Below are 12,931 nucleotides of genomic sequence, written 5' to 3' on the forward strand. Positions count from 1 at the left end.
GGTACAACGTCAGCAAAGTTGAGTCTGTTCCGCTCAACTCTGAAAACTTTCAGCTCCTGGTCGGGGAGACGGCCTCCGCGGGCAGACGCGGCCCCACCCGCCCGAGGCCGACGACCGCCGCACAGGCGCACGCGGCCACGAGCACCCACGGGATCCAGACTGCCACGGAGAACAGCGCCACGACGGCCGGAGCGATCACCGCCGCGAGCGTGAACGCGTACTGGAAGGCCGCCAGATACCGGCCCCGCGCCTCCGGCGGCGCCGCGGCTTCGGCCAGCGCACCGGATCGCGGGCCGAACGCGAGATCGCCCGCGGCCAGCACGAGGGTCGCGCCGAGCAGGTAAACCGGCTGGAAGACCTTCGGCACGAACACCACCACGAGGCACGCCAGGCACCACACCGCGAACAGCGCCGAGCCCGCGCGCATGGCGGCGATCCGGGTCAGCTTCCGGGTGAGCCGCAAGCCGACGACTCCACCCAGACTGGTGACGACGGTGAGCAACGCGATGATCGCGCCGGGAAGCCACCGCGGGCCGTGCAAGGTGTTGAAGACGTACACCGGCATCCCGATGAGGAAGAAGTCCATCGTGAGCGCGAACAGCCCGCTGAAGACGATGAGCGCCAGGTAGGGGCGGTTCCGCCAGACCCGCGCGGGCCCCGAGCAGCGCCGCGGGTGCCGCGGGGCTGGGGTGACCAGAGTCGACAGGATCGCCGCGGCGACGACGAAGGTCGCGACGTCGACCATGACGGCGACGTACAGGCCTTCGCGGCCGATCCACACCAGCAGCCCCGCCGCCGCGAGCCCGCCCAGCCCGAAGCCCGCGGAGCGGACCATCGCGGCTTCGGCGAACGGCCGATCCTTGGGCCCTTCGCCCGCGACGTCGGCGATGAGCGAGAACTGCGAGCTGTAGAACAGCTGCTGCCCGGCCGCGAGCATGACGGACGCGCAGACGACGCCGGCGAATCCGTCGGCCAGCAGGAAAGCGCTCGCCCCGGCGGCCTGAAGAACGTGAGAGCAGATCATCACCGTCCGCGGGCCGATCAGGTCGACAAGGCGGCCGGCGAGCGCCGGGACGAGCAGACCGGCGAACGCACCGAGAGTGACCGCACCCCCCGCCTGGGCGAGCGGCAAACCCACCACACGGATGACGAAGACCAGCCCGAGCGGGAGGAAAAGCCCCGAGCCGAAGTTGTCGATTCCCAAGGCGACCAGCAATGCGACCCGGTTACGCACTGATACGACGCTACCGGCGTCACGGCGCTACGAAAGGTCCGTTCAGTCAAGACCGGCGGGTAGGAACGGCCGCCGTCAAACGTCGCACGCGCGGACGGAAAGGGCCGCTCGGACGTCCGCGTTCATCTCCGCGAGCCGCGTGGTCAGCTCGAGGACCTTTTCGTCGTCCCAGTCACCGAGCGCGCGCTCCATGAACTCCAGATACCCGGCCCGCCTGCGGCCCAGTTCCGCCCGCCCGCGCTCGGAGATGCTGATGATCGACGCGCGGCCGTCCTCGGGCGCTGGACGACGGTCCACCATGCCCGCCGCGGACAGCTGGGAGATTTGACGACTTATGACCGAAAGGTCCACAAAGCGTCGTTTGGCCAATTCCGAAGGGCGCGCCTCGCCGTGCTTCGCCAGATCCGACAGCAGCATCGCGGCCGCCGGGTGCAGGCCGGGGTCGTCCTGCCAGGCCTGCATTATCCAGGCGTGCTGCAACTGGGAGGCGGCCTTCAACTCACGCATCAGTTCGACCCTGGCGTCGTCGGCGGAGCTCATCGGTGCCTCCTGGCTACTTGTACAGTACAACTTTATTCGGCGACACTTGCGTAAGACAACTATTTACCTCGTGAGATCCCCCACTGCCGACCGGTTTCGAGTACACCCGTCCGGAGCAACGATGCGGGCAAAAGGCCTCTCGGCAGCTAGTCTCGCGAGCGAGCCGGAACCAGCCGACCGGCCCGACAGCCACTGACCGGAGAGGTGAATGATCCGTGAATTCTTCTCCAGTGGACCCGCGTTCGTGAACCTGGGGAACCGTCTTCCGGCATGCGCTACCCGATCAGCGACTCCCAGCCCGTGACGGCCGACGCGGTCAGCCCGCTCCCGCGGTCCTCGGCGCCGCGCGAAGCCCCGCCCGCGGTCACCGCGATGGTGCGGCTCATCCGGGACACCTGGGCGAAGTCGGAACCCTTCATCCCGGAGATCTCCCAGTTCTTCTACGGGATGCTGTTCACCCTCGCGCCGGCGACCCGTGACTTCTTCCCGATCAACATGGAGGTCCAGCGCGGGAGGCTGGTCCGCGCGCTGGTCCACATCGTGCAGATGGTCGACCGGCCCGACGACCTCGTGCCGTTCCTGACCCAGCTCGGCCGCGACCACCGCAAGTTCGGCGTCATCCCGCGGCATTACGAGGCCGTCGGCACCGCGCTGCTCGCCTCGCTGAAGAACCACCTCGGCCCGGACTGGACACCGGAGGTTGAGCGGGCCTGGGCGGAGGCGTTCACCATCGTCGCCCGCGCGATGCAGGAGGCGGCCGCGGCCGACGTCAACCCGGCGTCGTGGTCGGCCACCGTGCTCGAACACCGGCGGCTGACCTGGGATCTCGCCCTGGTCCGCGTCCAGCCCGAATTCCCGGTGCCGTACCAGCCCGGTCAGTACATGAGCGTCGAAGTACCGCAGCGGCCACGACTCTGGCGCTACCTGTCGCCGGCGAACGCGCCGCGCGAGGACGGCGGCATCGAGTTCCACGTGCGCGCCGTCGACGGCGGCTGGGTGTCGCGCGCCATCGTCAGCCACACGCAGCCCGGCGACGTCTGGCGGCTGGGACCGCCGCTCGGCAGGCTGTCCGTCGACCGGAGCGACGGCCGCGGCGTCCTGATGATCGCCGGTGGTACCGGTATCGCGCCGCTGCGCGCCATCCTGGACGACCTCGCGCAGTGGGGCGAGAACCCGAAGGTCCAGCTGTTCTACGGCGGACCGTCGCGTGAGGACCTTTACGACCTCGACGAGTTGCGCGCCCTCGCGGCCACGAACCCGTGGCTCACCGTGACGCCGGTGGTCGAGCGCGGTGAAGAGGCCCCCGGCTGCGTGCAGGGCACGCTCGCGGAAGCCGTTACACAGCAAGGATCCTGGCCGGGCCACCGGATCCTCGTCGCCGGTTCGCCCGCGATGATCCGTGCGACGGTGTCCCGGATGCTGGTCGCGGGCAGCGCGCTGGACCAGATCGCGTACGACCCCTTCACCATCGACTAGCAATTCGATTCCACAATGGTGGTCAGCCGCGTTACGTGATCTGGTAATCACGGAGAAAAACCCACCCGATCGGCGGATCACGCTTTCCTTTACTTAGTGCCAGACGGTGCTGACGGCGCGTATATCGTTTGCTCCGTTCGAGCGGGAAACAACCATTCATGGATCCTTTCACGACGTTCGGGCATACAGTCGGGAACCTTCGGGGGGAACACGAGCACGATGACATCGGGTCTGGAGAATATGCCCGATCCAACTGGAGAAAATCGTTCACCCATGACTGCCGAAACAGTGAAGTACAAGCATCCACCGAGTCCGTCGAGATCTTCACCGGTTCCCGTTCCGCCCTTGATCGAAACACCGTCGGCGGACAAGACCGTCGAGATGGCCAAGCTCATCAGGAAGAGTTTCGCCGCCGTCGAAACGAAGGCCGAAGAGCTGTCACAGTACTTCTACGGTGTGCTCTTCTCCGTTTCGCCGGACGCCAGGGCGTTGTTCCCGATCAACATGGCCACGCAGCGAAATCGTTTGCTGCGCGCGCTCGTCTACGTCGTCCAGATGGTGGACCGGCCCGACGAACTGGCCACGTTCCTCGGGCAGCTTGGCAGGGACCATCGGAAGTTCGACGTCCTCGGCCGCCATTACGACGCCGTCGGCGTCGCGCTGATCGCCGCGTTGAAAAGGTTCCTGAAGGAGGACTGGACACCGGAACTGGAAGACGCCTGGGTCACCGCGTACGGCGTCATTTCGAAGAACATGCGTGAGGCCGCGGGCAAGGAGATCGGGCCGGCGTGGTGGAAGGCGACCGTCGTCGAACACCGGCTCGCCACCCGCGACGTCGCCGTGATCAAGGTGCGCACCGATCAGCCGCTCCCGTACCGGGCGGGCGGCTACGTCAGCGTCGAAGTCCCGCAGCGGCCGCGGATGTGGCGGTACTTCTCGCCTGCCACCGCGCCGCGCGACGACGGGACGATGGAGTTCCACGTGCACGCCGTGCGCGGCGGCTGGGTCTCGCGCGCGATCGTCCACCACACGCGGCCCGGCGACGTCTGGCGGCTCGGCCCGTCACTCGGCGCGCTTTCGGTGCACCACACGGAAAGCCGTCCGCTGCTGATGATCGGTGGCGGTACCGGCGTCGCGCCGCTCCTCGCCCTGCTCGACGACCTGTCGCGCTGGAAGAACAACCCGCCGGTGCACCTGTTCTTCGGCGGCCGCCGCCCCGAAGACCTCTACGCCCTCGACGAGCTCCGCGGGCTGACCGTCACCTGCCCTTGGCTGACGGTGACCCCGGTGACCGAGGAAGGCACCATCGCCGGCGGCGACCGCGGCACGCTGGCCACGGCCGTCACCCAGCGCGGCGACTGGAAGGAGCGCGACGTGTACGTCGCCGGGTCGCCGTCGATGATCCGGGCGACGATCGCGAAACTGCTCGCGGCGGGCACTGACCTGGCGCGGATCAAGTACGACCCGTTCACGCTGGACTGAGCCGATGCGTCCTTCGTATTAGGCCGATCGGCTGTTCCACCTGGGCTCGACGCAGCAGTAGGTCAGTGAATCATTGACCGGGATCACCGGCGGATTTATGGTCTAGACCACATTGCTCCCCCTCGCGGGAACACCGTCGTTCCATCCCCAGGAGCCGGCATGACCGTCAAACGCAAGCTCGTGGCAGCCGCCGCCGGTGCGATCCTCGCCCCGATCGCCATCGTCGCCGTCCCGCAGGTGGCCAGCGCCCATGGCTACGTGCTGTCCCCGCCCAGCCGCCAGGCGAACTGCGCCCAAGGCAAGGTGTCCGGCTGCGGTGCCATCGTCTACGAACCGCAGAGTGTCGAAGGCCCCAAGGGGCTCCGCAGCTGCAACGGCGGCGTTCCCGGTTTCGCCGAGCTCAACGACGAATCGAAGCCGTGGCCCGCAGCGTCCGTCGGCAACAGCGTGACCTTCAACTGGAAGTTCACCGCCTACCACCGGACCACGAACTACGAGTACTACATCGGCGGCACCAAGATCGCCGACATCAGCGGGAACAACTCCGCGCCGAAGGACCCGACGTCGCACACGGTGAGCCTGAACGGCTTCAGCGGCCGTCAGAAGGTGCTCGCCATCTGGAACATCGCGGATACGCCGATGGCGTTCTACAGCTGCATCGACCTGCAGATCGGCGGCGGCAACCCGCCCACGACCAGCAACCCGCCGACCACGAGCAACCCGCCCACGACGTCGAACCCGCCGACCAGCACCACCAACCCGCCCACCGGCGGCACCTGGGCGGCCGGGACGTCCTACTCGGTCGGCAACACGGTGACCTACGGCGGCGTCACGTACCGGTGCCAGATGGCGCATACGGCGATCCAAGGCTGGGAACCGCCGAACACCCCCGCCCTGTGGACGCGCCAGTGAAGCTGGCCCTCGTTCTCGTCGCCGGTCTCGTGGCCCTCGCGGGCTGCGGGTCCGGCGACGGCTCACCCCCGAACGCCGGCGCCCCGATCTCCCCGGTTCCCCAGTCGGCGGGCGCGTCCGCGGTGTACAACGACGCCGACGTGATGTTCCTGCAGATGATGATCGCCCACAACGACCAGGGCGTGGAGATCGTCAAACTGGTGAAGGCCAAGCAGGGGCAGAAGCAGGAGCTGACGAATCTCGCGGCCGCCATCGAGGCGACGCAGCAGACCGAGACCTCCGACATGCGGAACTGGCTGAGGTCCTGGGGCAAACCCGAGACGGGCTCGGCGGATCCGCACGCGCACCACCATCACGGTGGCGACGGGCTGACCGACAAGGGACTGCTCGAAGCACTGTCCAAAAAGGATGGTGCGGAGTTCAGCCTCGACTTCGCCGACATCTTCGTCGCGCACCAGCACAACGGGGTCGCGCTGGCGAGGACCGAGCTGAAGGACGGCAAGAACCCGGAGGCGAAGGCGCTGGCCCAGCGGATCATGGACTCGCGCACCGGCGAGGTCCAGCAGATCCGGACCCTGGTGCCCGGCCAATAACGCATTCAGTCCGCTGAATGCGTGTGCTCGAAGCCGTAACTCGCGTGTTTGAAGGCGTCACAAGCGTGATTGAGGCCGTAACTCGTGAGTTACGGCCTCAATCACGCGAGTTCCGTGCTCAAGCACGTGAATGACGTGTTCGAGCACGCGAGACTACGTGCGTTTTTTGGGCTTCCAGACCACGAGCGCCGTCTGCTGCCGCAGCGGGACGAGATCCTTGCGGTAGGAGGCGTGCACGGCCGCGGCCGTCTGTTCGGCGGCGACGTACGCCGCGGTGAGCTCTTCGGTCAGTTCGGCGATCCGCGCGCGGAGCGCGTCGACCTGGTTCTCCAGCTCGATGATCCGCTTGATGCCCGCGAGGTTGACACCGTCCTCTTGGGACAGTCGCTGCACTTCGCGCAGCAACGCGATGTCCCGCATCGAGTAACGCCGTCCACCGCCGGACGTCCGGCCCGGCGACACGAGACCCTGGCGGTCGTAGGACCGCAGGGTCTGCGCGTGCAGGCCGGAAAGCTGCGCCGCCACCGAAATGACGAACACCGGGGTGTCCTCGTCCGCACCGTGCGGCAGCCCGCCGAACATCGTGCTCACCTGCCTTCGAGAAGTTCGGTGATCTCCGGTCGCGGATCGTGATCGGCCATGGCCTCCGCGTAGGCCTCCAGCGCTTCACGGGCCTTGTCGTCCAGTTTGGCCGGGATGGCCGCCTGCAGGGTGACCAGCAGATCGCCCTGCGAGCCGTCGCGTTTCGCGATTCCCTTGCCGCGCACCCGAAGGACGCGACCGCTCGCCGTGCCTTGCGGCACCTTCAGCGAGACCTTGCCCTCGAGCGTCGGCACGGTGATCGTGCCGCCGAGGGCCAGTTCCGTGAAGGACACCGGCACGGTGATCGTCAGGTCGAGGTCCTTGCGCCCGAACACGGCGTGCGGAGCGACGTGCACGCGGACGTACAGGTCGCCCGGCTGCGCGCCGCCACGGCCCGGTTCGCCCTGGCCCGCCAGCCGGATCCGCTGGTCGTCGGCGACGCCCGGCGGGATCCGCACGGTCAGCGTGCGGGTGCGGGTACTGATGCCCTCGCCGGCGCATTCCGGGCAGGGGTCGTCGATGATCGTGCCGCGGCCGCGGCAGTCACGGCACGGCTCCGAGAACGCGAACGCGCCCTGGCTCCGGCTGACCAGCCCGCTGCCCTGGCAGGTCGCACACGTCCGCGGGGAGGTCCCCGGTTTCGCGCCGTTGCCGCCGCAGGTGGAACAGGTCGCCGGGCTCGACAGCCGCAGCGGCAGGGTCGCGCCCTTGACCGCCTCGGCGAAGTCGATCCGGACGTCGGTCTCCACGTCCGAGCCGCGCTGCGGCCGGTTCGCCGTGGCACCGGCCGCGCCGCCGCGGCGGCCGAAGAGACCGCCGAGGATGTCGCCGAGGCCGCCGAAACCGCCCTGCTGCTGACCCGCCTGGCCGAAGATGTCGCCGACGTCGAAACCGCCGCCGCCACCGCCGGCCCCCGGGAAGCCGAAGCCGCCGGGACCGCCGGAGCCGAAGAGGCGGCGAGCCTCGTCGTACTCCTTGCGCTTGGACGTGTCGGAAAGAACGCCGTACGCCTCGGAGACCGCCTTGAACTTCTTCTCGGCCTCCGCGTTGCCCGCGTTGGCGTCGGGGTGGTTCTCCTTGGCCAGCTTGCGATAGGCCTTCTTGATCTCGTCCGCGGTGGCGTCGGAGGAGACGCCCAGCTCACGGTAGAAGTCCTTACCGATCCATTCCCGTGCACTCACCGAACGTCTCCTCCTTTCACGCCGTATCGCCGATCAGCGGTCGTTCTCATCGAAAAGTTCGCCCTTGAGCGGCAGTTCGCCACCCACGGGCGGGTCCACCGGCGCGTCCTGCGCCGCCGGAGCGGCGCCGGGCTCGTGGTCGGTGACGCCGACCATCGCCGGGCGCAGCACGCGCTCGCCGAAGCGGTAACCACGGCGCATGACCATGGTGACCGTCGGCTCGCTGACGTCCGGCGACGTGCTGTGCTGCACGGCCTCGTGGACGCTCGGGTCGAAGGGCTCGCCCTCGGCGCCGAACGACTCGAGGCCCGACCGCTGCAGGCTCCCGACCAGCTTCTCGCCGACCGCCTTGAAGGCACCGGTCAGATCGCCGTGCTGCTCCGCGCGCTCGAGGTCGTCGAGCAGCGGGAGCAGGTCGTTGACGACCGACGCCTTCGCGCCGACGACGACCTGCTCGCGGTCGCGATCCACGCGCTTGCGGTAGTTGGCGTACTCGGCCTGGAGCCGCTGGAGGTCGGCGGTGCGTTCCGCCAGCTCCTTCTCCAGTCCGGTGGCCACCGACACCGAGTCGTCCACAATGGACTCCCCGAGGCCGGGGCCCGCGTGGGCCGCGGGCTCCGGCTCGGTCTGCGCGGCGGACTCCGCCGGGGCCACGGTGTCCTCGGCCGGAGCGGCGTGCTTCGGGCCGTCCTTGGGCTCGGTCGCCGGGGCGGCCGATCGGACCTCACCGGTCAGCGGGTCGATCCGCCTACGGTCCCGCACGACCACCGGTTCGTCCGGGCCCCGGCCCTCGGTTTCGTCGTAGCGTCCGGTCACTTCTTGTCCTTCTCGTCCTCTTCGACGATCTCGGCGTCGACGACGTCGTCCGCCTTGGCCTGCGAACCGGCACCCGCGCCGGCCGCACCGGCGGCGCCCTCACCGGCGGCACCTTCGGCGCCAGGGGTGGCGTTCGCGTAGAGCGCGGTGCCCAGCTCCTGCGAAGCGGTGTTCAGCTTCTCGATGGACTCGCGGATCTTCGCCGAGTCGGTGCCCTTGAGCGCCTCGTTGGCCTCGTCGATCGCGGTCTTGACCTTGCCCTTGAGCTCGTCGGGCAGCTTGTCCTCGTTGTCCTTGACGAACTTCTCGGTCTGGTAGACCAGCGTCTCCGCCTGGTTGCGGGTCTCCGCCTCCTCGCGGCGCTGCTTGTCCTCCTCGGCGTGGGCCTCGGCGTCCTTGACCATGCGCTCGATGTCATCCTTCGGCAGCGCGGAGCCACCGGTGATCGTCATCGACTGCTCCTTGTTCGTGCCGAGGTCCTTCGCGAGGACGTGCACGATGCCGTTGGCGTCGATGTCGAAGGTGACCTCGATCTGCGGCACGCCACGCGGGGCGGGCGGGAGACCGGTCAGCTCGAACATGCCGAGCTTCTTGTTGTGCGCCGCGATCTCGCGCTCACCCTGGAACACCTGGATCTGCACCGAGGGCTGGTTGTCGTCCGCGGTGGAGAAGATCTCCGAACGCTTGGTCGGGATCGTGGTGTTGCGCTCGATGAGCTTGGTGAACACGCCGCCCTTGGTCTCGATACCCAGCGAAAGCGGGGTCACGTCGAGCAGGAGGACGTCCTTGACCTCACCCTTGAGCACACCGGCCTGCAGCGCCGCGCCGACGGCGACGACCTCGTCCGGGTTCACGCCCTTGTTCGGCTCGCGGCCGCCGGTCAGCTCCTTGACCAGCTCGGACACGGCGGGCATGCGGGTGGAACCACCCACGAGCACCACGTGGTCGATGTCGCCGACCGCGACACCCGCGTCACGGATGACGTTGTTGAACGGCTTGCGGGTGCGCTCGAGCAGGTCCGAGGTGATCTTCTGGAACTCGGCGCGGGAGAGCTGCTCGTCGAGGAACAGCGGGTTCTTGTCCGCGTCCACCGTGATGTACGGCAGGTTGATGCTGGCCGAGTTCGAGCTGGACAGCTCGATCTTCGCCTTCTCGGCGGCCTCACGGATGCGCTGGAGCGCCATCTTGTCCTTGGTGAGGTCGATGCCGTTGGACGACTTGAACTTGTCGACCAGCCAGGTGACGATGCGCTCGTCCCAGTCGTCACCGCCGAGGTGGTTGTCACCGGAGGTCGCGCGGACCTCGACGACACCCTCGCCGATCTCCAGCAGCGAGACGTCGAACGTACCGCCACCGAGGTCGAAGACCAGGATGGTCTGTTCCTTCTCGCCCTTGTCGAGGCCGTACGCCAGCGCCGCCGCGGTGGGCTCGTTGACGATGCGGAGCACGTTCAGGCCGGCGATCTGCCCGGCCTCCTTGGTGGCCTGCCGCTGCGCGTCCTCGAAGTAGGCGGGGACGGTGATGACCGCGTCGGTGATGGTCTCGCCCAGGTACGCCTCGGCGTCGCGCTTGAGCTTCATCAGCACGCGGGCGCTGATCTCCTGCGAGGTGTAGGCCTTGCCGTCGATCTCGGTCTTCCAGTCGGTACCGATGTGCCGCTTGACCGACCGGATGGTCCGGTCGACGTTCGTCACGGCCTGGTTCTTCGCCGGCTGGCCGGTCAGCACTTCGCCGTTCTTGGCGAAGGCGACGATGGACGGGGTGGTGCGGGAACCTTCCGAGTTGGCGATGACCGTCGGCTCGCCGCCCTCAAGGACAGCGACGACCGAGTTGGTCGTGCCGAGGTCGATGCCGACCGCTCGCGCCATGGTGTGATCCTCCTGCTAGTTCGTGACCTGCACGTATCGGCCCACCTTGAGTGGGCTCAACGCAAGTTGTATCGGGATGGTGGGGCTTCCGTCAAGCCGGACTTGAGTCACCCTCACTCAACCTTGCATCCGGCTCAACGAGCGGCACGATCGTCTTGTTCCCGGACTACCGGCAGACCGTGCCCGGAGCGGGTGTGACACCGCTCACCAGGTATTTCACCTCTTCGGTGCGCACGCAGGCGGAGTTCAGCAGCCCCGTGTGCCCGTACCCGGCGTCGACCAGCAACGTCGAGTTCTCGATGTTCCTCGCGAGCCCCTTCGCCCAAACGAGCGGCGTCGCCGGATCGTGTTCGCCGCCGACCACGAGGATCGGCGCCGCGCCCTGGACCTTCTGCGGGCGTGGGAGGTACGCCGACGGCACCGGCCAGCCCGCGCACCCGCTCGCCATGTCCCAGAACTCCGAGTACCGCCAGCCGTGCGGAGAAAGGGTCTTCACCAGACCCTGCATCGCCCGCATGTCGGCGTAGGAGGTGAACGGCGAGCCGAAGTCGTGACAGCCGATCGCGCGATACGCGCCGTAGGACGGGTCGAGCTGGGAGTACGGAAGCAGTCCGTCCGCGTTGCCCGCCGTCGCGGCCTCGATCGCCTTCGCGAGGTCCGGCCAGAAGGCGGGGAGGATGAGGCTGCCGTAGACGCCGGCCGCCATCTCCTCGGCGGTCGCGTTCCGCCCGAGCTGCTTCGACGGCACGCCGCCGGGCGTCCGCATCAGCGCGTCGTAAGCGGCGAGGACGTCCTTACCGCGAAACGCGCAGTCGGCCGACGTCGAGCACCACCGTGCGAAGTCCTTGAGCGCGCTTTCGGTCGCGACGGCCTCTTCGAGGACCGCCTGCCTGGTAGGCCGCGAGTGGTCGACAGCGCCGTCGAGCACCATCGTCCGGACGCGCTTCGGGTACTTCTCCGCGTACACGGCACCGAGCTCGGAACCGTAGGAGACACCGAGCCAGTTCACCTTCGGCTCACCGAGGGCGACGCGGATCGCTTCGACGTCGTCCGCGGCGCGCCAAGTGTCCACAGAGGACAATCCGGGACCGGTCCTCTTCAGACATTCGCCGCCGGAAGCGCGGTTGTGCGCGAGGAGCTTGTCGTAGTCCGCGCGGCTCCGCGGGAATCGGCTGATCGCCGGATCGTGCAGATCCGGCCCGCAGGTGATTGCGGGCCCGCTGTCGCCGACGCCGCGCGGGTCGAACCCGATGACGTCGAAGCGCTGCCGCACTTCGGCCATTTCCGGCTGGTCCAGCGCGAAACCGCGGCCGCCGTACTTGAGCACGGTGACGCCGGAACCGCCCGGCCCGCCAGGATTGGTCAGCAGCGAACCGACACGGCGCGCGGGATCGGTCGCGGGCAGTTTCGCCAGCGCGATCGAAAAGCCGTCGCTCACCGGCAGGCTCGCACATTCCAGCGTCGGCGCGTACTCCGTCGCGCACGGCTTCCAGTCGATCCCGGACGCGGCGGACGCGGGCAGCGCGGAAAGCGGCAGCAGGGTCAGCGCGGTGATCGCGGCGAGCGTCTTCATACGGGCTTCACCGTGATGGAGCCGGTGCCGGACTGGAGATCCAGGACGTTCGCCGAAGCCTGGTCCTGCCGCACGCCGCCGGTCTCGACCTTGCCCGTCTCCGTTTTGGCACGCACCTGGTACGCGCCGTCGGGGACGGACACGACGACCTTGCCGACCTCCGCGTTCGCGGTGACCGCGCCGGGCTTCGCGAGCCCGACCTCGATGTCACCGGTGCCGGTGCGCAGGTTGACGGGTCCGGACGTGCTGAGCACCTTGAGATCGCCGACGTCACCCTTCAGGTCGACCGAAGCCGCGCGGGCGAGCGTGATCTTGCCGGTGCCGATGGTCCCGGAGATCGCCAGCTCGCGCGGCACCACGACGTCGTAGTCCACGCCGCACTGCTGACAGCCGCCGAGGACCAGCGTGCCGTTCTCGACGCTGTAGGTCTTGCCGGGATTCTTGCCGGTGTACGTCACTTCGCGGCGCAGCGAGACCGGCGCGCCGTCCTCGACCCGCAGCGTGACCGCGCCGACCGGGACGTCCACCCGGATCGAGGTGACCTGCTCGGTGACGGGCGCGCCGTCACTCAGCTTCTCGTGGCTTTCGCCCGTGCAGCCGACGATTCCGAACGCGGTCAGCGCGCCGAAAGCGAGCGCGCCGAGGACGCGCTTCTCCTTGTTCCCCATGAGAAA

The 12,931-nt window shown here is 68.3% G+C and carries 12 protein-coding genes; 4 read left to right on the top strand and 8 right to left on the bottom strand.

What is annotated here, in order from left to right; genetic code table 11:
* Window positions 1–49: 49 nt before the first annotated feature.
* Together ACFVM3_RS02990 and ACFVM3_RS02995 are read right to left on the bottom strand one after the other, a co-directional pair.
* Window positions 50–1,234 (bottom strand): MFS transporter, encoded by a 1,185-nt coding sequence (locus ACFVM3_RS02990; protein ID WP_378435009.1) that lies wholly within the window; start codon window positions 1,232–1,234, stop codon window positions 50–52.
* A 75-nt stretch (window positions 1,235–1,309) separates the two neighbouring features.
* The gene (locus ACFVM3_RS02995; RefSeq protein ID WP_378435011.1) at window positions 1,310–1,774 is read right to left on the bottom strand and encodes a MarR family winged helix-turn-helix transcriptional regulator; all 465 of its coding nucleotides are present in this window, start codon (window positions 1,772–1,774) and stop codon (window positions 1,310–1,312) included.
* A gap of 270 nt (window positions 1,775–2,044) precedes the next feature.
* Between ACFVM3_RS02995 and ACFVM3_RS03000 the strand changes: the two genes are divergently transcribed.
* From ACFVM3_RS03000 to ACFVM3_RS03015, 4 genes are all read left to right on the top strand, one after another.
* Complete coding sequence (locus ACFVM3_RS03000) at window positions 2,045–3,250, top strand: globin domain-containing protein (protein WP_378435012.1); 1,206 nt, start codon at window positions 2,045–2,047, stop codon at window positions 3,248–3,250.
* 381 nt (window positions 3,251–3,631) lie between these two features.
* A complete protein-coding gene (locus tag ACFVM3_RS03005) occupies window positions 3,632–4,732 on the top strand; it encodes a globin domain-containing protein (protein WP_378435356.1) in 1,101 nt (366 codons plus the stop codon).
* A 159-nt stretch (window positions 4,733–4,891) separates the two neighbouring features.
* A complete protein-coding gene (locus tag ACFVM3_RS03010) occupies window positions 4,892–5,644 on the top strand; it encodes a lytic polysaccharide monooxygenase (RefSeq protein WP_378435014.1) in 753 nt (250 codons plus the stop codon).
* Entirely contained in the window at window positions 5,641–6,237 is a 597-nt protein-coding gene (locus tag ACFVM3_RS03015; protein ID WP_378435016.1) for a DUF305 domain-containing protein, read from the top strand. Before ACFVM3_RS03010 ends, ACFVM3_RS03015 begins: the two co-directional genes overlap by 4 nt.
* A gap of 153 nt (window positions 6,238–6,390) precedes the next feature.
* Here the strand turns inward: ACFVM3_RS03015 and ACFVM3_RS03020 are convergent, their stop codons facing one another.
* The 6 genes from ACFVM3_RS03020 to ACFVM3_RS03045 all read right to left on the bottom strand — a co-directional run bounded on the left by ACFVM3_RS03020 (window position 6,391) and on the right by ACFVM3_RS03045 (window position 12,925).
* Window positions 6,391–6,819 (bottom strand): heat shock protein transcriptional repressor HspR, encoded by a 429-nt coding sequence (locus ACFVM3_RS03020; protein WP_034312642.1) that lies wholly within the window; start codon window positions 6,817–6,819, stop codon window positions 6,391–6,393.
* Between the two features lie 5 nt (window positions 6,820–6,824).
* On the bottom strand, window positions 6,825–8,000 hold the full coding sequence (gene dnaJ, locus ACFVM3_RS03025) for a molecular chaperone DnaJ (protein WP_378435017.1): 1,176 nt from the start codon (window positions 7,998–8,000) through the stop codon (window positions 6,825–6,827).
* Window positions 8,001–8,033: 33 nt separating this feature from the next.
* Window positions 8,034–8,816 carry a nucleotide exchange factor GrpE gene (grpE, locus tag ACFVM3_RS03030; protein ID WP_378435019.1) on the bottom strand — a complete coding sequence of 261 codons (783 nt, stop codon included), beginning with the start codon at window positions 8,814–8,816 and terminating at the stop codon, window positions 8,034–8,036.
* Window positions 8,813–10,684 carry a molecular chaperone DnaK gene (dnaK, locus tag ACFVM3_RS03035; protein ID WP_378435021.1) on the bottom strand — a complete coding sequence of 624 codons (1,872 nt, stop codon included), beginning with the start codon at window positions 10,682–10,684 and terminating at the stop codon, window positions 8,813–8,815. Before dnaK ends, grpE begins: the two co-directional genes overlap by 4 nt.
* Before the next feature lie 166 nt (window positions 10,685–10,850).
* The gene (locus ACFVM3_RS03040) at window positions 10,851–12,257 is read right to left on the bottom strand and encodes an alpha/beta hydrolase (protein ID WP_378435023.1); all 1,407 of its coding nucleotides are present in this window, start codon (window positions 12,255–12,257) and stop codon (window positions 10,851–10,853) included.
* Window positions 12,254–12,925 (bottom strand): DUF4097 family beta strand repeat-containing protein, encoded by a 672-nt coding sequence (locus ACFVM3_RS03045; protein ID WP_378435025.1) that lies wholly within the window; start codon window positions 12,923–12,925, stop codon window positions 12,254–12,256. The genes ACFVM3_RS03040 and ACFVM3_RS03045 overlap by 4 nt, the downstream gene beginning before the upstream one ends.
* Between the last annotated feature and the right edge of the window lie 6 nt (window positions 12,926–12,931).

Source organism: Amycolatopsis sp. NPDC057786 (assembly GCF_042797905.1).
GTDB lineage: Bacteria > Actinomycetota > Actinomycetes > Mycobacteriales > Pseudonocardiaceae > Amycolatopsis.

What these genes read in the sequence shown, in the direction of transcription:
- ACFVM3_RS03005 (WP_378435356.1), top strand. Translation starts at nt 3,632, where the DNA reads ATGGCCAAGCTCATCAGGAAGAGTTTCGCCGCCGTCGAAACGAAGGCC.
- ACFVM3_RS03020 (WP_034312642.1), bottom strand. Translation starts at nt 6,819, where the DNA reads ATGTTCGGCGGGCTGCCGCACGGTGCGGACGAGGACACCCCGGTGTTC.
- dnaK (WP_378435021.1), bottom strand. Translation starts at nt 10,684, where the DNA reads ATGGCGCGAGCGGTCGGCATCGACCTCGGCACGACCAACTCGGTCGTC.
- ACFVM3_RS03000 (WP_378435012.1), top strand. Translation starts at nt 2,045, where the DNA reads ATGCGCTACCCGATCAGCGACTCCCAGCCCGTGACGGCCGACGCGGTC.
- ACFVM3_RS02995 (WP_378435011.1), bottom strand. Translation starts at nt 1,774, where the DNA reads ATGAGCTCCGCCGACGACGCCAGGGTCGAACTGATGCGTGAGTTGAAG.
- ACFVM3_RS03045 (WP_378435025.1), bottom strand. Translation starts at nt 12,925, where the DNA reads ATGGGGAACAAGGAGAAGCGCGTCCTCGGCGCGCTCGCTTTCGGCGCG.
- ACFVM3_RS03010 (WP_378435014.1), top strand. Translation starts at nt 4,892, where the DNA reads ATGACCGTCAAACGCAAGCTCGTGGCAGCCGCCGCCGGTGCGATCCTC.
- ACFVM3_RS03040 (WP_378435023.1), bottom strand. Translation starts at nt 12,257, where the DNA reads ATGAAGACGCTCGCCGCGATCACCGCGCTGACCCTGCTGCCGCTTTCC.